At 72.8% G+C, this 17,931-nt stretch carries 19 protein-coding genes and 1 pseudogene; 9 read left to right on the plus strand and 11 right to left on the minus strand.

From position 1 onward, the window contains the following. A pseudogene (locus GTW08_RS06965) lies at window positions 1-618 on the minus strand (hypothetical protein); the annotation flags it as partial. Between the two features lie 332 nt (window positions 619-950). Between GTW08_RS06965 and GTW08_RS06970 the strand changes: the two are divergent. Then, window positions 951-1,412 (plus strand): DUF5994 family protein, encoded by a 462-nt coding sequence (locus GTW08_RS06970; protein ID WP_139282966.1) that lies wholly within the window; start codon window positions 951-953, stop codon window positions 1,410-1,412. A 149-nt stretch (window positions 1,413-1,561) separates the two neighbouring features. Here GTW08_RS06970 and GTW08_RS06975 read toward each other — a convergent pair whose 3' ends face one another. Then, on the minus strand, window positions 1,562-2,401 hold the full coding sequence (locus GTW08_RS06975) for an SDR family NAD(P)-dependent oxidoreductase (protein ID WP_073577528.1): 840 nt from the start codon (window positions 2,399-2,401) through the stop codon (window positions 1,562-1,564). Next, a complete protein-coding gene (locus GTW08_RS32890; RefSeq protein ID WP_304580194.1) occupies window positions 2,398-2,739 on the minus strand; it encodes a nuclear transport factor 2 family protein in 342 nt (113 codons plus the stop codon). Before GTW08_RS32890 ends, GTW08_RS06975 begins: the two co-directional genes overlap by 4 nt. 119 nt (window positions 2,740-2,858) lie before the next feature. Here GTW08_RS32890 and GTW08_RS06985 point away from each other — a divergent pair, with 119 nt between their 5' ends. Continuing rightward, window positions 2,859-3,701, plus strand: coding sequence for a MerR family transcriptional regulator (locus GTW08_RS06985; RefSeq protein ID WP_346009869.1), 843 nt, complete (start codon window positions 2,859-2,861; stop codon window positions 3,699-3,701). Between the two features lie 640 nt (window positions 3,702-4,341). On the opposite strand, the gene GTW08_RS06990 is transcribed toward GTW08_RS06985, so the two are convergent. After that, window positions 4,342-4,620, minus strand: coding sequence for a hypothetical protein (locus GTW08_RS06990; protein WP_073577529.1), 279 nt, complete (start codon window positions 4,618-4,620; stop codon window positions 4,342-4,344). Window positions 4,621-4,922: 302 nt separating this feature from the next. After that, a complete protein-coding gene (locus tag GTW08_RS06995) occupies window positions 4,923-5,504 on the minus strand; it encodes a GyrI-like domain-containing protein (protein ID WP_073577530.1) in 582 nt (193 codons plus the stop codon). A gap of 91 nt (window positions 5,505-5,595) precedes the next feature. On the opposite strand from GTW08_RS06995, the gene GTW08_RS07000 reads away from it, so the two are divergent. Next, window positions 5,596-6,558, plus strand: a complete 963-nt coding sequence (locus tag GTW08_RS07000; protein WP_073577531.1) for a helix-turn-helix transcriptional regulator — start codon at window positions 5,596-5,598, stop codon at window positions 6,556-6,558. 84 nt (window positions 6,559-6,642) lie between these two features. After that, window positions 6,643-7,008, plus strand: coding sequence for a hypothetical protein (locus GTW08_RS07005; RefSeq protein WP_073577771.1), 366 nt, complete (start codon window positions 6,643-6,645; stop codon window positions 7,006-7,008). A gap of 96 nt (window positions 7,009-7,104) precedes the next feature. Here GTW08_RS07005 and GTW08_RS07010 read toward each other — a convergent pair whose 3' ends face one another. The 5 genes from GTW08_RS07010 to GTW08_RS32895 all read right to left on the minus strand — a co-directional run bounded on the left by GTW08_RS07010 (window position 7,105) and on the right by GTW08_RS32895 (window position 10,527). After that, window positions 7,105-7,323: a 2-oxoglutarate and iron-dependent oxygenase domain-containing protein gene (locus GTW08_RS07010; RefSeq protein ID WP_083658979.1), complete on the minus strand. Its 219-nt coding sequence runs from the start codon at window positions 7,321-7,323 to the stop codon at window positions 7,105-7,107. Window positions 7,324-7,437: 114 nt separating this feature from the next. After that, a complete protein-coding gene (locus tag GTW08_RS07015) occupies window positions 7,438-8,112 on the minus strand; it encodes a class F sortase (RefSeq protein ID WP_073577532.1) in 675 nt (224 codons plus the stop codon). 105 nt (window positions 8,113-8,217) lie between these two features. Further along, window positions 8,218-9,018, minus strand: coding sequence for a hypothetical protein (locus tag GTW08_RS07020; RefSeq protein WP_073577533.1), 801 nt, complete (start codon window positions 9,016-9,018; stop codon window positions 8,218-8,220). A gap of 176 nt (window positions 9,019-9,194) precedes the next feature. Next, window positions 9,195-9,440 (minus strand): hypothetical protein, encoded by a 246-nt coding sequence (locus GTW08_RS07025; protein WP_073577534.1) that lies wholly within the window; start codon window positions 9,438-9,440, stop codon window positions 9,195-9,197. A gap of 238 nt (window positions 9,441-9,678) precedes the next feature. Next, window positions 9,679-10,527: a helix-turn-helix transcriptional regulator gene (locus tag GTW08_RS32895; RefSeq protein ID WP_083658980.1), complete on the minus strand. Its 849-nt coding sequence runs from the start codon at window positions 10,525-10,527 to the stop codon at window positions 9,679-9,681. 324 nt (window positions 10,528-10,851) lie between these two features. Between GTW08_RS32895 and GTW08_RS07035 the strand changes: the two genes are divergently transcribed. The 3 genes from GTW08_RS07035 to GTW08_RS07045 all read left to right on the plus strand — a co-directional run bounded on the left by GTW08_RS07035 (window position 10,852) and on the right by GTW08_RS07045 (window position 15,235). Next, a complete protein-coding gene (locus tag GTW08_RS07035) occupies window positions 10,852-12,201 on the plus strand; it encodes an MFS transporter (RefSeq protein WP_073577535.1) in 1,350 nt (449 codons plus the stop codon). Window positions 12,202-12,233: 32 nt separating this feature from the next. Beyond that, window positions 12,234-13,928: an AMP-binding protein gene (locus GTW08_RS07040; RefSeq protein ID WP_073577536.1), complete on the plus strand. Its 1,695-nt coding sequence runs from the start codon at window positions 12,234-12,236 to the stop codon at window positions 13,926-13,928. Window positions 13,929-14,125: 197 nt separating this feature from the next. Then, window positions 14,126-15,235 (plus strand): Ldh family oxidoreductase, encoded by a 1,110-nt coding sequence (locus tag GTW08_RS07045; RefSeq protein WP_073577773.1) that lies wholly within the window; start codon window positions 14,126-14,128, stop codon window positions 15,233-15,235. Window positions 15,236-15,263: 28 nt separating this feature from the next. On the opposite strand, the gene GTW08_RS07050 is transcribed toward GTW08_RS07045, so the two are convergent. Further along, window positions 15,264-16,010 carry an IclR family transcriptional regulator gene (locus GTW08_RS07050; RefSeq protein WP_073577537.1) on the minus strand — a complete coding sequence of 249 codons (747 nt, stop codon included), beginning with the start codon at window positions 16,008-16,010 and terminating at the stop codon, window positions 15,264-15,266. A gap of 190 nt (window positions 16,011-16,200) precedes the next feature. Between GTW08_RS07050 and GTW08_RS07055 the strand changes: the two genes are divergently transcribed. Together GTW08_RS07055 and GTW08_RS07060 are read left to right on the plus strand one after the other, a co-directional pair. After that, window positions 16,201-17,544, plus strand: a complete 1,344-nt coding sequence (locus tag GTW08_RS07055; RefSeq protein WP_073577538.1) for a TRAP transporter large permease subunit — start codon at window positions 16,201-16,203, stop codon at window positions 17,542-17,544. Between the two features lie 47 nt (window positions 17,545-17,591). Beyond that, on the plus strand, window positions 17,592-17,879 hold the full coding sequence (locus tag GTW08_RS07060) for a hypothetical protein (protein WP_073577539.1): 288 nt from the start codon (window positions 17,592-17,594) through the stop codon (window positions 17,877-17,879). Window positions 17,880-17,931 lie beyond the last annotated feature (52 nt).

Here is a 17,931-nt window from a genome sequence, read left to right on the forward strand (position 1 = left end):
CCGGTGCTCGCGGTCCCGGACGCGCTCGCCGACCTGGCGGGCCAGCTCGGCGGCGACGGCAGCGCGCAACGCCGACGCGCCGCCCGGCGCCGACAGGTGCGCCACGACCACCACCGTCTGCGGTGCCGCGTCGGTGTCGGACGGTACCGGCGCGGCGGCCTCGGTGAGGCAGGCGAGGTCGGGGTGCAGGTGCTCGGGACCGTCGACCCGGGCGGCGCGACCGGTGACCCGCACGAGCGCGGACGCCGTCGTCGCCACGTCCTGCTCGGCGATCCGGAAGCCCGGTGCGACGAGGACGGCGTCGAGCAGCGCGGCGAGGTCCGGGCAGGCGTCGCGGCGGACGCGGACGATCCCGTCACCGTCGACGAGCAGCACCGCGCAGTCCAGGCGGGCGGCGCCGTCGAGGAAGCGGTCGAACACCTCCTCGGCCTCGGCGACCGCGGCGGGCCCGGGTTCGTGGCCGACGTAGGTCGCGGACCGGGCGAGGTCGACGCCCAGGTCGACCGACCGCTGCCAGGACTCCGCGACGACCGGGCGGACGTGGGCGCCCACGTCACCGACGTGCCGGGCGTGCCGCACCCGCCGCGCGGCCGCCTCGACCCCGGCGCCGGTATCCACGGGCCGAGCGTAGCCAGCCGGCGCCCCGCCCCGCGAGGATCGTTGACACCCGCCCGCCCCGCGGGGAGCCCCGGTGACGACCTCGGCCCGGGGGCGTGGCGACGGACCCGCGCGGCCGGCCCGATCGGCGTACCGTCGATGCCACGGCCCTGTGCTGCTGGACAGCCGGACGCCCCGCAGTCCGGGGCACGCACGAACCGGAGGATCCGCCGGGGTTCCCGGGTCCACACGGCGACGCGTCCTGCTCCGCCGTGACCACGCCCGTGTCCCGCCGGACGGCCGCCCTGCAGGGCGCCGCCCGCCGGCCCGCGGCGGCCGAACGGAGCCACACCGTGAGCGATTCCCGTACCCCGTCACCCACCCGCCCCGCCGCCCCGCCGCGCCCGTCCGCGGCGCGTGTCGCGCTGAAGGAGGACCCGAGGCCGGTCGGGGAGGTCGACGGGGCGTGGTGGCCGCGCTCGCGCGTCCTGGTCGACGAGCTGCGTGAGCTCGGCGCGGGGGTCGGCGACCGGCTCGGCCCGGTGACCCGGGTCGGGTACAGCCTGCGGACCTGGTCGTCGGTGCCGCGCCGGACGACGACCGACGGGCACCTGATCCGCCTCGGCGGCTTCGCCAGCACCCCGCCCGACGTCGTCGACGTGTTCGGGGTGCACGGCCGGCTGTGCCTGCTCGTCGTGCCGCCGGAGACCTCGGACGCCGACGCGCGGCGCTGCCTCGATCGGGCGTCGGCCGCCGGGAACGACGACGACGTCGCGACGCTGCTGGCCGGAGTCGGGACCCGCGCGACAGCCTGAGCGTGTCGTGAGATCCGGAGGGCCGGCTCTCGAGATCCTCTGCCGGTCGGAAGGCGGCTTCCCCCTCCCCGTCACCACCGGAGCGGGGGATGCCGTCGTCGTCAGGCAGCCACACCCACCGGTCCCGGGCAGCCTCTCGGGGAGCACGGCTAGGCGGGGAAATCCGCGCTGCGGGACAGGTCTTCGTTCACCCGCAGGTCGGCCAGGTCCTTCTCCAGCGCATCGGTCACGGCGTCGTATCCGCTGTTGCCCAGGACCAGCCGGCGGGGCGGCGGATCCTGGGACATCGCCGTGATCACCGCACGGGCACCGCGGTGCGGGTCGCCGGGCTGCACACCGTCCATCCCGACGAAGACGGCCCGGACCTGCTCCAGCATCTCGTGGTACACCGGGATCGCCTCCTCGACGGCGTCGTCGGCGAATCCGGCGTAGGCGTTGGTGCGGAACGCTCCCGGTTCGACGGTCAACACGGAGATGCCCTGTGCGGCGACCTCGTCGCGCAGCGCGTCGGTGACGGCTTCGACGGCGAACTTCGTCGCGCTGTAGTAGCCGAATCCGGGCGCCGAGACGAGCCCGGCCACCGAGGACACGTTGACGATCCACCCGTCGCCGCGGGCGCGCATCCCCGGCAGCACTGCGCGGGTCACGGAGATCACGGCGAAGAAGTTCAGCTCGAACATCGACCGCATCGCGGACTCGTCCATCGCCTCGATGGATCCGTACCAGCCCCGGCCGGCGTTGTTGACCAGCACGTCGATACCGCCGAAGTGCTCCTCGGCTGCTCGTACCGCGCGCTGCACCTGCGTCGCGTCGGTCAGTTCCAGCGGCACGACGAGAACGCGGTCACCGTACTGGTCCGCCCACGTCGCCAGCTCCTGCGGGCGGCGGGAGGTCACCGCCACGCGGTCACCGGTGTCGAGCGCCGCCTCGGCGAAGGCCATCCCGAAGTTGCCGGGCGTGCCACCGGTGATGAACCATCGCCGCGTCACGGCTCGATCACCAGCCGACTGATCACTGCACCATCGAGGGTGAAACGGTAGTTCAGATCGACGACCCCGCCCGGGAAGTCGCCCTCCAGATGCTGCCCGACGTCGACGCCTCCGTCGGTCGTGGACGCACCGGTGAACTCGGCGGTGTAGGTGTACCCGGTGACCGCGGTCGCCAGCCAGGCCTCGATCTCCTCGGTGCCCGCGTGGTCGCGCCCGTCATCGGTCACCACGGCATCGGAGGTGAAGGTGGCGAGCGCCCGATCGAACTCCCGGGAGTCGAGTGCGGTCATGAACGTCTTCACGGTTTCCGGGACTGCTTCCCATTCTGCTGTGGACATGGCCCCACGGTGGAGCTTCCCGTGAGGGGAAGGTCAACCCGAGGTCGCGAGCATCCCGCGATGTTGACCTTGCCCTGGGGGGAGGCTCCAGGATCGCCTCGTCCGACAGGCGACGCGACGTGGAGGAGGACGCCATGGGGGCCCAGGTCTCGATCGGTGACTTCGCGCTGATGACCGGTCTGAGCCGTAAGGCACTACGCCACTATCACGACATCGGCATTCTCGAACCGGCCCAAATCGACCCCGGAACCGGCTACCGCTTCTACGACACCGGCCAGGTCGACCATGCGCACATCATCCGCCGGTTCCGCTCCCTGGGCATGTCCATCCCCGACATCAAGGCGCTCCTGAGCACCGATGACGCCGGGGCCCGCACCGAGATCATCACCACCCATCTCGAGCAGATGGAGGCTGCGCTCGCGCAGACCCGTGAGACCGTGGGGGCGTTGCGTGAACTGCTCGCCCCGGCGAGCCCTCCCGCCGACGTCACGTTGCGCCACGAGCCGGCGCTCGCCGTGTGGTCCGTCAGCGCCACCATCGACGTCTCCGAGATCGACGACTGGTTCGCAGCCGCATTGCGGACACTGCACCGGGCTGTCGCCACGGCCGCAGGCGCGCCCGACGCGGTGGTGCCGGGCGGCCTCTACGAGAGAGCGCTGTTCCTCGAACAGCAGGGCCGCGCAACCCTGTTCGTCCCCGCACCACCATCGGTCGATCCGCCGGCTGGTGTCCGGGCCGAGGTCCTCCCCAGGACCGAGTTCGCGGTGCTCCTCCATCCGGGCGGCCACGATGGCATCGACCGCAGTTACGCGGCCCTGGGGATCTATGTCAACGAGCATCTGATCAGCAGTCAGGGGCCCATTCGCGAACACTACTTCGGCGGCACTCCCACAGATCCGGCCCGGTTCACCGCCACCGAGATCTGTTGGCCGATCTTCGGTACCGCCGCCTCGTCGGCATGACAGGAGACCACTGACGTGCACGACCGATTCGGCACCCGTGGGGCATGACTCAACCCTGCACCGGGTGATGCCCCTCGTATCGACTACGCGCCTCGACTCGAGGCCTGGGATATCGGACGATCTGGGTGGGAATCGGGGCGGCCCCGGACGGTGACCTGGTCCTGATCGAGCAGATGGTCGCCGCTACCGAGAGCGCGATCATCGTCCCCGCACACACCCGCCCTGCCCGGTAAATGCCGGGCGCCAACGCCTTCCTGGCTCCCGAACACAAGGTCGTACTGAGCCAGGACGCCGATCGGGGGCGGAGGACGGGCCGGCCTGCGGTGCAGAACCCCTACCTCGGCCTGCGCAACTACACCGACAACCTGCTGCGGCGCGGGTTCACCGACGCCGATATCGACGGGTCGGGCAGAGACGCACTCATCGACGCCCTGGTCGCTCACGGTTCCCCGGAGATGATCAACGCTCGGGTCGACGACCATCTCACCGCCGGCGCTGATCACCTCGGCATCCAGGTCCTGACCGAGGATCCCACCGCCTCACCCGTGCAGGCTTTCCGCGTCCTGGCCGAGCACCGTCACGCTCAGTGGGAACACGACGGCGCGGGACCGCTGGAGCAGGCCCCCGGCCGCGATCACGATCAGGGCTCCGGCGGCGGGTCCGCCAGCTCCCGTCGCACCGCGCGCCACAGGAACGTGAGCGCGCAGGGGTGGCCGGAGTCGACCGACGGCGCCGTGCGCCACACCCACAGGAAGCAGCGCTCCGTCGCCTCCGCGGCCCGGTCCTGGTCCTGCAACGCGGTGAACAGCATCCCGAAGACCAGCGCCCCGGTGGCGTCGTACAACCGGCGCAGCGCGTCCAGATCCCCGCGGCGGATCCCGCGCAGCAGCCCTGCGAGCTCCGGCGCGCCGGGGACCACACCGTCGGGATCCCGTCGCAGCTCCGCCGGAGTCCGCCTGTCGCCTTCGTGACCCACGCCTGCCCCATCACCGTCGGAACGTCGCCGGGGTCAGGGGCGGCGGATGCGCTTCTCGTACGGTCGGGAGACCGTGGTGCGAACGCTACCGCCGTGTCCCGCGGGCCGCATGATCCGTCGAGGCCCGGGGTGATGGCCGCGGGCAGCGCCCCCGCCGTGTACCGGGCTGCTCCGCCACGCCCGCGGCGCGACCGGGCACGACCGGGCACGACACCGAGAACGTGGCCCTGCGGGACATCGGACCCTCACCGGCCCACGGGGTCGCGCAGGATCGTCCGCAGGTGGTCCTGCGGCGTGCTCGCGGTGAACGGGTCGAGGTGGATCTCGTGGTGGTCGCCGACCCGGCGCAATCCGTGGCCCGCGGCGAGCGAGCCCAGGTCGGCGAGGGTCCGCCGCTCGTCGGCGAACGGGCCGCGGTGCAGGACCTGTACGACCAGGCGTCCGGGCAGCGTGTGCAGCTCGACGTCCGCCCCGTCCGCCGCGGCGGCGAGCTCCTCGTCGGTCGTCGCCGGGTCGACCTGTGCGAGCACCCGGTACTCCAGGTCGTCGACCGGGTTGACCCAGTAGAAGTCCGCGATCCCGACCGGGGCCGAGCCCTCGGGGTACCGGTAGAGGATCTCCACGACGTCACCGGCGCCGGGCACCCGCCGGGCGGGAGGCAGCGCGCGCTCCACCGTGCGCACGGTCCGCTTCGCCCGGTAGAACGCCTCGGTGCCGGGGCGCCCGCTGCCGCGCAGCGAGACGAAGGTCGTGGCGGGCGCCACGACCAGCTCCGGCTCGTCGGCGGCGGCCAGGTGCGGGGTCGTGGGCACGGCGTCGGTGGTCATCGGGGTCCTTCCGGTGGGGAGTCGCGGTACCGCTGACGGTAGAAGCGGTTGTGGACCGTTCCCGTCCGGAACCCGGACCTATCCTGCGACGGTGCTCAGCGCCTCGCACCGGCTCCTCCAGCTCCTCACGGTCCTGTCGACGCGCCCGGAGTGGTCGGGTGCCGAGCTGGCGGACCGGCTGGGCGTGCACGAGCGGACCGTCCGCCGCGACGTCGTCAAGCTGCGTGAGCTCGGGTACGGCGTCGAGACGTCGACCGGACCGTTCGGCGGGTACCGGCTCGTCGCCGGTTCACGGACGCCCCCGCTGAGCCTCGACGACGACGAGGCGCTGGCCACCGCGATCGCGCTGCGGCGGCTCGCGTGGAGCCACCCCGACAGCGAGGGACGCGCGGCGCCGGCGGCCCTGCTCAAGCTGCGCCGGTCCCTGCCGTCCCGGGCCGCCGAGGCACTGGGCCGGTTCGACCTCGCGATCGCCGAGGCCGGGGTGCGGCCGGACGCCCATGGCGAGGTGGACCCGGAGACCCTGACCGCGCTCGCCGGCGCCTCCCGGACCCGCGACCGGGTCCGGTTCCGCTACCGCGACCGCCACGGGGCGGAGAGCACCCGCGCGGTGGAGCCGGAGCAGGTCGTCCGCACCGCCCACCGGTGGTACCTCGTCGCCTGGGATCTCGACCGCCGGGACTGGCGGGTGTTCCGGGTCGACCGCGTCGCGGCCGTCGCCGTCACCGGCCCGGCGGACCCGCGCCGCAGGGAGGTCGACGCGACGGCGCTGGTCGAGGAGGCGATCACCACCACGCCCTACACGACCTACGCCGAGGTCGAGATCCACCGCTCCCTCGACGAGACCCGAGCACTGCTCCCGGCGACCATCGCGCGGCACCGCGCCGACGGCCCGGACCGGACCCTGAGCACGGTCGGCGGCCTCGACGCACGGTGGATCGCGGAGTTCCTGCTCCGGCTCGGGGTTCCGTTCCGGGTACTCGGACCCGACGAGGTCCGCGAGCACGTCGTGGCCCGGCTGGAGGAGCTGCTGGCGCTGCAGCACAACCCGTGACGCGGGCCACCGTCGCCGGTTCCGGACAGGAGCGGTCCGGAACCGGACCTAGCGTCGTGGTCACACGAGACGAGGGGCGTGACCATGACCGACGACACCGGGCCGGCCGACGACGGGCTGGCCGACGCACGCAGCCGCGCCCGCGAGGTGCGCGCGCTCTACGAGCAGCTCGAGGGCCGGCTGCTGGGGCGCACCTGGACCCTCCCGGAGCTGGCGCTCGGGTTCACCCACGACGCCGCCTACGTCGGACGGCTGGTGCTCGCGGCCGAGCGCACCTGGGACATCGACGGGGACACCGACGCCGAGCTGCGGCACAAGCTCGCCGAGTGCCTGTGGTGGCTGTTCGTGCTCGCCGACCGGCTCGACGTCGACCTCCCCGAGGCCTACGGCGCCACGATGGAGCGCATCGGGGGCGGACTGCGGCGCGCGGTCGCCGAGGGGGCCGGGTGACGGTGCGTCCCACGGCGGCGCCGGGTCAGACGCGTCGCGCCGGCACGTCGGACCAGTGCCGCTGCGCGACCCGGGGGTGCGAGCGCAGCCAGCCGGTCAGCGCGTTCTCCCCGTAGCGCGCGAGAAGAAGCGGCGGGCGAGCGCGTCCGTACCGGTCAGGACGTCGTCGGGGACGCCGTGACCGGTGACGGAGAAGAACCCGACTTCGCGCGCGGCGCGACGCAGTTCCGCGAGGAAGGCCGCCCGCTCATCCGGACCGGCGCGGAAGCGGGACAGGTCGACGACCGGGAGCCGGTCGGTGGCGGGGGGCGGCACGGCGCCTCCGACGGGGTGGCGGACGGGCACCTCGGATGTGGTGCGCCGGGCGTAGGAGACGACCCGGCCGTCGGAGAGGGCGTCACGGCGCCGGCCGCGGACCGACCGTCGTGATCAGCCGCGGTTGCTGCCGACGAGATGGGCGAACACCACGGTGTTGTCCCGATAACTTCGTGCGCTCGAGTCGAAAGATCCGCCACAGGTGATCAGGCGCAGTTCCGCCCGGTCGACGTCGCCGTAGACGGACTCGGTCGGGAATTCGTTCTTGGGAAATGATCGGACCTCGTCGACGCGGAACGTCGCAGCGATTCCGTCGGCCCGTGTCACGGTGACGTCCTCGCCCGGACGCATCCGGCCGAGGTCGTAGAACACCGACGGTCCCTCGGCGGCCGAGTCGACGTGGCCGAGGATGACCGACGGGCCGCGGAAGCCCGGTGCCGACGACCCGCGGTACCAGGACGCCCGGTCGTAGCCGGGGCCCGGGGCCGGAACCTCGAGGGTGCCGTCCGGCGCGAGACCGGACTGGTCGACGACCGACTCGACCCCGATCGACGGGATCGAGATCGACCGGGGCGGGGAGGGCGGGAGCACCTCCCCCACCGGCCGGGCCCCCGCGGGCGCGGTGCCCACCACGGCCGGTCCCACCGGGCCGGCGGCCGCGGCCACCGGCTCCGGGGGACCGCCCGCGGTCAGCGCCGACACCAGTACGACCACACCCGCGACGGCCAGCAGCAGCGCGCCCAGCGGAGCGAGCGGCCGCCGGACGCGGGTCGGGTGTGGTGCGGTCATCGGGTGCTCCGGTCCTGGTGCCGATCGGGGAAGCGGTCGTGGTGGTCCACCACGACCGGAGCCGGGTGTGCCGCCCGCCTGTGCGGACGGCACACCCGGAGTGGATCAGTGCCCGCGGACGCCGCGCCGGCGGACGACGAGCACCAGCGCGGAGCCGGCGAGCAGCGCGACACCGGTCACGACCAGCGCCGTGTCGGTGCCGGAGGTGCTGCCACCACCGGTCTCGACGCCACCCTGCGGCATCGGCATGGTCCCGCTCGTCGTGTTGACGACGATCGTCGCGATGCCGATGGTGGTGCCGCCCTTGAGGGCGTCGGTCTCGAAGGCGCCGTTCAGGGCCTCGGCGGCCCCGGCGTTCAGGGTGACGGTCGTGCCGGTCAGCGTCGCGGTGCCCGCCGACTGGTCGATCGTGATGGGCTTCAGGGTCGAGCCGTTGAGATCGAACAGGGTGGTCGACTCGGCGACGGTCTGGCCGCCCGCGCGGACCCGGCCGGTCAGCACGGCGGGGTCGCCCGGGTCGATCACGAAGTTGTCGAGCGTGACCTCGGTGCCACCCTTGGTGAGGGTGAGCCCGCTGCCCATGTGCTCGATCCTGCCCTGCACGTAGGGCAGGACCTCGTCCGGCTTGTAGACGGTCACGTTGCCACCGGTGATCGGGAACGACGCGGAGCCGTCCGTGATCGAGGCGGACCCGAACGGGCCGGGGGTGACGTCGAGCGAGGTCAGCGCGTCGGTGAAGCCCTTGTCCAGCGCGACCGAGGTGCTCTTGCCGGTCAGGTTGGAGATCATCGCGACCGGGGGAGGGGTCTCCTGCGCGGAGGCGACCCCGGCGCCCAGCGCGGTCGTCGCGGCGGTGACCAGGCCGATCGTGGCCAGACCGATCACACGTCGTACGGAATTCGCCATGGTGGTTCTCCTCGGATCACACCGACCGACGGGCGATTCCCGGCGACCTCTGCTCCTGTATTCGACGGCCGGAGCGCGGAGGTTCGGAGAAATGCGGGAAAGAATGCCCCGGGGCCCGGATATCACCGCGGGTGACGTGTTCCGGACCCCGGGCAGCGGAGCGTGTGCGGCGGAGCTCAGCCCCCGGGGCGGCCGAGCCCGTGGTGCCGGATGCGGGCCTTCATCTCGGCGACGCCGTCGGCGAACCGCGTCGCGTAGACCTCCTCGACGGCGGCCGCACCGGCCGCGGTGACGCTCCCGTCGGCGTCGATCAGGCCGAGGGCGAGCAGGTGCCGGGCCACCGCCGGGCGCAGCAGGTCGACGTCCACCTCGCGCGCGTCGAGCAGTTCCAGGGCCCGTGACTCGTCGCGGGTCAGGAGCATCCGCCTCACCTCCACCCCTGGATTCGTGCGCGGGGCGCGAGGGGTTCACCCCGGTCCGGCGGCGGACCCAGCGGGCCACGGCGACGGCAGTCCCCCGGGGGACCGGTGGCGGCACGTTGTCGGGATCCCCGGCGTCCGTCCGGTGGGGCCACGCCGCGCCGGGGGAGGACCCGCTGCGGTGGCAGCGCGGCGGAACCACCGGCCACGAACGGTCACGGAACCGGCCGCGTGCCGCGGGTCAGATCAGGCCCGCCGCGCGGGCCGCGATGACCGCCCGCGCCCGGTTCTGGGTGTCGAGCTTGCGCATCGCGCTGTGCAGGTAGGCCTTGACCGTTCCCACGGTGATCCCGAGCTGCGCGGCGATCTCGGCGTTGGTCGCGCCCACCGCGACGTGCCGCAGCGCCTCGATCTCCCGCGGGGAGAGGGCGGGCGTCTCCCCGACCGTCCGGCCCGCGGTCGGGCGCACCCCGGCGAGGCCGGCGTGGATCCGGCGCAGCCGCTCGCGCAGCTCCGGGTCACCGGTGCTCTCGATCAGCGCAGCGAGCTCGAGCAGTGCGTCGGTCCGGCTCCCGGCGTCCGCCGCGGCCGGGAACGCAACGGCCGGGGGAGCGTGCTGGTCGAGCAGGGTCGTGGCGTCCCGGGCGATGGTGGCGGCCACGATGCCGGCGTTGCGGACCGCGACGTCGCCGATCGGCCGGTGCTCGCGCATCGCCCCGTACATCACCCCGCGGACCGCGCCGCGGACGACGATCGGGTACGCCAGGATCGACGCGAGCCGCTCGTGCTCCACGACGACGTGGTCGTAGTCGTGGGTGATCCCGGGGGTCGAGGCGTAGTCGCTCACCCGGCACGGGATCCGGCGGGCCATCGCGGCACCGCCGAGTCCGCGTCCGGTCAGGACGCTGAGCAGCCGCAGCGAGTCGCCGAAGGTGCCGATCAGCTGGTTGATCGAGAGCTGCTGTTCGTCGCCCACCGTCCGGGTGGTCCCTCCGAAGACGACGGGCAGGCCGGTCGTCGCGCTGAGTTCGTGCAGACGCCGGGGCATGACCCGGTCCAGGGCCCGCGCGACTGCGTCGTCGTCCTGCACGAGTGCTCCTCCCCGTCCTGGCGGCGTCGTCGCCGGCTCCGGACGACCTCGTCACGTGCAACGAGTCATGTCCGGCGGGGTTGTTGTGCCAGACACGCCCCGGCACGTCAATCGGCCCGGTCGGTTCCAGCCTGTCACCTGCCCGAGTGCCGGGGCAGATCAGCTGTGCCTGCCGCACCGGCGACCGCACGGCGGCAGGCACGTCGACCGGGCCGTGGGGCCCGATCCGTGGATCCGAACACTGACTTCGGTTGGTAGCGGGTGGTGGTCCGCTGCGGCGAGTCTCGGTGCTTCCACCAGGCCGCGCTCGACGAGGAGCCACGCATGACCACCACCCCCGCACCGGTCCCCCTGAGAAGGGTGGCCGCGGCCAGCTGCGCGGGCACCACCATCGAGTTCTACGACTTCTTCATCTACGGGACGGCCGCGGCGCTGGTGTTCCCGAAGGTCTTCTTCCCGGCCCTGGGCTCCACCGCGGGCACCGTCGCCTCCTTCGCGACGTTCGCGGTGGCGTTCTTCGCCCGCCCGGTCGGCGCGATCGTGTTCGGTCACTACGGCGACCGGATCGGCCGGAAGAAGACCCTGATCTCGACGCTCCTGCTGATGGGCATCGCGACCGTCCTGATCGGACTGCTCCCGGGCGCGGAGACGATCGGCGTCGCGGCCCCGCTGATCCTGGTCTTCCTGCGGTTCTGCCAGGGCTTCGCCGTCGGCGGCGAGTGGGCGGGTGCGACCCTGCTGACCGCGGAGTACGCGCCGAAGGAGAAGCGCGGCCTGTACGGGGTGTTCCCCCAGCTCGGCCCGGCCATCGCGTTCGCGCTGTCCTCGGGCACCTTCCTGGTCACCGGTCTGGTCATGGGTGACACCGACGACGCGTTCCTGACCTACGGCTGGCGGATCCCGTTCCTGCTGTCGATCCTGCTCGTCGGCGTCGGGCTGTGGGTGCGGCTCTCGATCGAGGAGACCCCCGCGTTCGCCGAGGCCCGGCGGCGCGCGGCTGCGGAGGCGGCCGCGCTCGACCGCTCGAAGCGGCTGCCCTTCCTGGAGGCCGTCCGGGCGCAGCCGCGTGAGGTCCTGCTGTCGGCCGGTGCACTGTCGATGCTGTTCGCGTTCTTCTACATGGGCACGGCCTACCTGACCGCCTACGGCACGAACCCGCAGGGTGCGGCCCTGGACCGCCCGGTGGTGCTGGGCATCGGCATCGCCGCGGCCGTCGTGTTCGGGCTCGCGATCGTCGCCGCCGGGATGCTGTCGGACCGGTTCGGGCGTCGCGCGGTCATCCGGACGTCCTGCGTCGCCGGGATCGTCTGGGCGCTGGCGCTGTTCCCGCTGCTCGACACCGGCAGTGCCACCGCGTTCGCGATCGGCCTCTGCGGGACCTTGGTGATCTTCGCGGTCGCCTACGGCCCGGCGGGCTCCTACCTGCCCGAGCTGTTCTCGGCCCGGCACCGCTACACCGGCGCCGGGCTCGGCTACAACCTCGCCGGCGTCCTCGGCGGGGCGATCCCGCCGCTGGTCGCGCCCGGTCTGGCCGCGGCGTACGGCTCGATCGCGATCGGCGTGATGCTCTCGCTGATCGGCGTGATCTCCCTGGTCTGCGTGTCGCTGCTGCACGAGACCCGCAACGTCGCGCTCGAGCACGAGCGCCCCGCGACCGCCCCGACGACGGTCTGACCCGCACCACCGACCCGGAGGTCGTCCGCCCCATGGCCAACCACGACATCTACCGCGACGCCCGTGACCGGCTCGTCGCGCTGCACGGCGAGCACGAGAAGGCCGTCGCCGACTTCACCTGGCCGCAGTTCGACGGCGCGTTCCAGTGGGCGCACGACTGGTTCGACGTGATCGCCGACGGCGAGTCGCGGACCGCGCTGCGCATCGTCGAGGAGGACGGCGCCGAGGGTGCCTGGACCTTCGACGAGCTGCGCCGCCGCTCCAACCAGGTGGCCCGCTGGCTCGCCTCGCACGGCGTCGGGCGCGGGGACAGCGTGCTGGTCATGCTCGGCAACCGCGTCGAGCTGTGGGAGTCGATGCTCGCGGTGATGAAGCTCGGCGCGGTGATCATGCCGACGACCACCGCGCTCGGCGCCGTCGACCTGCCGGACCGGCTGGAGCGCGGGGGAGCGCGGTTCGTGATCGCCGACGCGTCCTGCACGGGCAAGTTCGACGGCCTGCTCGACGGGCTCACCGCGGTCTCGGTCGGCGGGTCCGCCGAGGGCTGGCTGGACCTCGCCGACTCCCGCGACGTCGACGACGCCCCGGTCGAGCACCCGGGCACCACCGCCGACGACCGGCTCCTGCTGTACTTCACCTCCGGCACCACCAGCCGGCCGAAGCTGGTCGAGCACACCCAGACGTCGTACCCGGTCGGGCACCTGTCCACCATGTACTGGCTGGGCATCACCCCGGGCGACGTGCACCTCAACATCAGCTCGCCGGGCTGGGCCAAGCACGCATGGAGCTGCTTCTTCGCGCCGTGGATCGCCGGGGCGACGATCTTCCTCTACAACTACACCCGCTTCGACGCGGCGTCGCTGCTCGGCCAGATCCGGGACAAGGGCGTCACCACGTTCTGCGCTCCGCCGACGGTCTGGCGGATGCTGATCAAGGCCGACCTGTCCGGCGGACCCGGCTCGCTGCGCGAGGTCATCGCGGCGGGCGAGCCGCTCAACCCGGAGATCATCGAGCAGGTCCGGGCGCAGTGGGGTCTGACCCTGCGCGACGGGTTCGGCCAGACCGAGACGACGGCGTCGGTGGGCAACACGGCCGGCTCCGCGGTGAAGCCCGGGTCGATGGGGCGTCCGCTGCCCGGCGTCCCGGTGGTGCTGGTCGACGAGCTCACCGGCGAGGTCTCCGGGACCGAGGGCGAGATCTGCATCGACCTGTCCCGGCGGCCCACCAGCCTGATGGTCGGGTACCTGGACATGCCGGAGAAGACCGCCGACGCCATGGCGGGCGGCTTCTACCACACCGGTGACACCGCAACCCGCGACGAGGACGGCTACCTGTTCTACGTCGGCCGCACCGACGACGTGTTCAAGGCCAGCGACTACAAGATCTCGCCGTTCGAGCTGGAGAGCGTGCTCGTCGAGCACCCGGCGGTGCTGGAGGCGGCCGTGGTGCCCCAGCCCGACCCGGTCCGGCTCGCCGTGCCGAAGGCCTACGTCGCGCTCGCCCCCGGCCACGAGCCGACCCGGGAGACCGCGGCCGCGATCTTCGCCCACACCCGGGACCACCTGGCGCCCTACCTGCGGGTGCGGCGCATCGAGTTCTCCGAGCTGCCGAAGACGATCTCGGGCAAGATCCGGCGGGTGGAGCTGCGGGCCCGCGAGCGCGACGAGGCCGGGGCGGCAGCGTGCGGGGAGTGGCGCTACGAGGACTTCCCGGAGCTGAAGGGCTGACCGCCCTCCCCGGGAACTCTCCGGGGCGGTGTCCGCCGAGCCGCCTGGGACCGGACGGTCGGTCCGTCCCGGCAGTGAGCCGGGGACGGGCCGACCGTCTCTCTCACTTCGTGGAAGCTGCTACCGTCCAGCGGGAGAAAGTCGGGTTCGTGTCGCGACGACCGGCGCGCTCGACCGAGGTGAGGACTCCCGTGGACATGCTCCGTTTCCCTGCGGACACCATCAGGGCCCAGATCGCCGGCGTGCTGACGGCGTGGGGGATGGCACCGGAGCAGGTCGTGACCACGGCCGCGGTGATGACCCACACCGACCTGTCCGGGATCGACTCGCACGGGATATCGATGCTGATGTCCTACGAGGAGCTGTGGCGCTCGGGACGGCTGCGGCTCGACGCGCAGCCGGAGGTCGTCCGCCGGACCGCCGCGATGGCGTTGGTCGACGCGCAGGGGGGACTCGGTCATCCGGCCGCCGTCGCCGCGATGGAGCTGGCGATCGGGATGGCCCGCGCGGCCGGTGTCGGGGTGGTGTCGGTGCGCAACTCCCACCACTTCGGCGCGGCCGGCTACTACGCCGCGATGGCGGCCGAGGCCGGGCTGATCGGCCTGGTCACGACGTCGGCGAAGGTGGTGAGCGTCGTACCGACCGGTGGTGCGCTCCCGCGCCTGACCACCAACCCGATCGCGTTCGCCGCGCCCGCGCGGCGCAATCCGCCGTTCGTACTGGACATGTCGACCAGCACGGTCGCCGCGAACAAGGTCAAGGTCTTCGACCTGCTCGGCCGGCCGGTGCCGCAGGGCTGGGTGACGGACGAGGCGGGGGACCCGGTCACCGATCCGGCGGCCGCGATGGCCTACCTCCACGAGCACCTGTACGGCGGGCTCACCCCGTTGGGGGGCGACGGTGCGACCGGCGGCCACAAGGGGTACGGCCTGGCGGTCATGGTCCAGATCCTGAGCGCCGCGCTGTCGGGCGCCGATCTCGCCGCGCGTCGGCCGCCCGGGGCCCCGGAGGACATCGGGCACTTCCTCCTCGCTCTCGACCCGTCCGTCCTGCGCCCCGACGGGGGATACCTCGACGACGTCGACGAGCTGCTCGACACCCTGCGCGAGACGCCGCCCGTGGACGCCGAGGCGCCCGTCGTGGTCGCCGGCGATCCCGAACGTAGGCACCGCGAGGAACGGGCCGAACACGGCGTTCCCCTGCCCGGCAGCCTGCTCCGGAAGCTCGAGGCCGTCTGCGAGCGGGCCCGGGTCCCCTTCCTGCTCGACGCCTCCCGCTCGGCGGACGGGGGCACCACCACCTCGTGACCGGCGGCACTGCCGCCCGGGCGGAGTCTCAGCCGGTGGGGACCGCGCGGCCGATGGCCAGCGCGGCGCGCTGCACCTCGAGGCCGAGCGCGGCCGTGCGGGCCTCGGGGACGTCCTCGGTGTAGCCCGCCACCTGGACGGCGGCCCGGACGTCGCCGTGCAGCGGGATCGCCGCGGCGACGCTGGCGACCCCGGGGGCCCGCTCGTTGTAGGCCACCGAGTAGCCGAGTTCGCGGGTGCGGGCGAGGTCGGCCAGCACCGCCTCGACGTCGGGTGCCGGGTACTCGGCGGTCTCGCCGAGGCTCTCCAGCAGCGCGCGGGCGTCCTCCGCACTCCGCTGGGCCAGCAGCGCCTTGCCGGCGCCGAGGTGCAACGGCAGCCGGGCCCCGACCGGCAGTTCGTACCGGAGCCTGCGCTGCGCGTGCGCCCGGGTCAGGACGACGCGGGTGTCGTGGTACTCCCGGAACAGCGACGCGGTCAGCCCCGTCTCGACCGCCAGGTCGATGAGGACCGGACTCGCGACGAGCAGTAGCGGGTTGGTCGTCAGGTAGGCGTGCGCACCGAAGGTGAGGGCGACGCCGGGACGGTAGCCGGCGCCGCTGCGCTCGACCCGGTCCCGCGACTCGAGCACCGCCAGGATGCGCTGCGCGGTGGGCACCGGCAGTCCTGCGCGCCGCGCGATCTCGGTGAGCCGCAGCGGTTGACGCGCCTCGTCGAGCACCTCGAGGACGTCGATGGCCCGTTCCAGGGACCGCATCGTCGAGCTCTTGTCCATGCCGCCCCACTTCCGTCGCCGACCACGCACGCCCACCTTCTCACACAGTGGTAGATCGCCTCGCCAGGCGGGCGCGACGACGCCCTTGACAGGCCCGGAACCACGACCCACACTCATTCCGCGAGCAAGACTTCCATTCTGTGAGACATCTTCTCACCAGAGTCCAACATCGACGTCGGGACTGGTCCACATGCCGATCGCGCTCCTAGCGCTCTGTGCGTTCATCGCCGTCATCGTGACCTGGAACGTGGTCCTGCGCCGGAACATGGGCGAGGCCATGCTGATCGGCCTGCTGGTCACGGCGCTGTTCGCCGGTACCGGAGCGCCCCGGGCCCTGCTCGACGGCATGGTCGGCGCACTGGAGCACGAGGTCCTCTTCGCCGCGATGGCGTTCGTGCTGATGGCGTACGTGATCGACCGCCTCGGGCTCATCCAGCGGCTGCTGGCGATCCTCAACTCGGTGTTCGGGCGACTGCGCGGCGGCCCCGCACTCGTGGACACCGCGGGGTCGGCGGTCATGGGGGCGTTGTCGGGGTCCAACTCCGGCAACACCGCCGCCACGGGCTCCTTCACGGGGCCGTGGATGGTCCGCAGCGGCTGGAGCCCGACACGCAGTGCCACGATGCTCGCCGGGAACGGCGGCATGGGCGCGGCGCTCCCGCCGAGCGCCTCCATGGTCATCATGATCGGCTTCGCCGGCTCCATGGTGACCACCGGTCAGATCTATCTCGCCCTGCTCATGGCCGGGATCTACCAGATCGTGTGGCGGTTCCTGCTGATCTTCTGGTTCGTCCGCCGCGACGGCATCACCCGGGTCGACGACGAGGCGATCACCCCGCTGCGCGCCAGCGTCCGTGCGGCGGGAGCCGCCCCGCTGATCATGGTCGGCGCGTTCGTGCCGATCCTGCTCACCGTCGGCCCGCTGTCGGATCTCCTCGGGACGGACACTCCTCTCGGTGACTCCCTCGGCGACATCTCGATCCTGATCTGGATCCCGGTGCTGATCACGGCGATCGCACTGGTCGTCGGACGCAAGCAGCTGCCGAGCACCCGCGCGGGCTGGTTCGACTTCACCACCGGCGCCATGCCCCGCCTCGCGGTCATCGGCTCGCTGCTGTTCTTCGCCGTCGCGGCGAGCGAGGTCCTCAACGGCCTCGGGCTCGCCGACGACGTCGACCGCATCCTCGGCGGTCTGGCCATCAACCAGTACGTGATGGTCCTGCTCGTCGCGGTGCTGGTGGCCGTGGTGGCCGGGCCGCTGTCCTCGACCGCGACCCTGACAGCGGTCGGTCAGGTGTCCCTGCTCGCGCTCGTCGCCGTCGGCGTGGACCCCGTGCTCGCCGTGACGGCCATCCTCGTGTTCGCCTCGACCGAGGGTTCGTCGCCTCCGGCCTCCGGATCCATCTTCGTCGCAGCCGGACTCACCGGTGCGAAGCCGGAGAAGACCTTCGTCCCGCTGATCGTCTACTTCATGCTCCCCGTCCTGCTGATCGGATGCCTGATCGCGTGGGGCGTCCTGCCGGTGTCGCTGTGAACGACGCACCCCGCCCGCATCCCGCCCGGCCCCGAGGAGACGAGCCGATGTCCACCACCACACGCACCAGTCCCGTCGGCGTACGCGACCGCGCCCGGTCCGTCGCCAGGATCCTGTTCCTCACGGCGATGGCGGTGTTCGTCCTCATCGGCGCCGCCCTCGTCGTGCTCCAGGCCCTCGGTGTCGTCCTGATGCGACCCGCACTCGTCTCGGGGGCCTCGGACGTGCTGCTGGTCCCGGCCATCGGCGCCGCGGTCGTCTTCGGGCTCATCGCCTTCGCCGGTGGCTACCTGGAGGACCGCGAGCCCGCCGAGGACGCGTCGACCGGGGACTGACACCGGGCGATCCCGCCGCCCGAACACCCGCTCCATCTCGAGAAAGGCTCTC

The organism is Pseudonocardia sp. SID8383 (genome assembly GCF_009864975.1).
Classification (GTDB): Bacteria; Actinomycetota; Actinomycetes; order Mycobacteriales; family Pseudonocardiaceae; genus Pseudonocardia; species Pseudonocardia alni.

What these genes read in the sequence shown, in the direction of transcription:
- GTW08_RS32890 (WP_304580194.1), bottom strand. Translation starts at nt 2,739, where the DNA reads ATGTCCACAGCAGAATGGGAAGCAGTCCCGGAAACCGTGAAGACGTTC.
- GTW08_RS06995 (WP_073577530.1), bottom strand. Translation starts at nt 5,504, where the DNA reads ATGACCACCGACGCCGTGCCCACGACCCCGCACCTGGCCGCCGCCGAC.
- GTW08_RS07005 (WP_073577771.1), top strand. Translation starts at nt 6,643, where the DNA reads ATGACCGACGACACCGGGCCGGCCGACGACGGGCTGGCCGACGCACGC.
- GTW08_RS07015 (WP_073577532.1), bottom strand. Translation starts at nt 8,112, where the DNA reads ATGACCGCACCACACCCGACCCGCGTCCGGCGGCCGCTCGCTCCGCTG.
- GTW08_RS07020 (WP_073577533.1), bottom strand. Translation starts at nt 9,018, where the DNA reads ATGGCGAATTCCGTACGACGTGTGATCGGTCTGGCCACGATCGGCCTG.
- GTW08_RS07025 (WP_073577534.1), bottom strand. Translation starts at nt 9,440, where the DNA reads ATGCTCCTGACCCGCGACGAGTCACGGGCCCTGGAACTGCTCGACGCG.
- GTW08_RS07035 (WP_073577535.1), top strand. Translation starts at nt 10,852, where the DNA reads ATGACCACCACCCCCGCACCGGTCCCCCTGAGAAGGGTGGCCGCGGCC.
- GTW08_RS07040 (WP_073577536.1), top strand. Translation starts at nt 12,234, where the DNA reads ATGGCCAACCACGACATCTACCGCGACGCCCGTGACCGGCTCGTCGCG.
- GTW08_RS07045 (WP_073577773.1), top strand. Translation starts at nt 14,126, where the DNA reads ATGCTCCGTTTCCCTGCGGACACCATCAGGGCCCAGATCGCCGGCGTG.
- GTW08_RS07050 (WP_073577537.1), bottom strand. Translation starts at nt 16,010, where the DNA reads ATGGACAAGAGCTCGACGATGCGGTCCCTGGAACGGGCCATCGACGTC.
- GTW08_RS07055 (WP_073577538.1), top strand. Translation starts at nt 16,201, where the DNA reads ATGCCGATCGCGCTCCTAGCGCTCTGTGCGTTCATCGCCGTCATCGTG.
- GTW08_RS07060 (WP_073577539.1), top strand. Translation starts at nt 17,592, where the DNA reads ATGTCCACCACCACACGCACCAGTCCCGTCGGCGTACGCGACCGCGCC.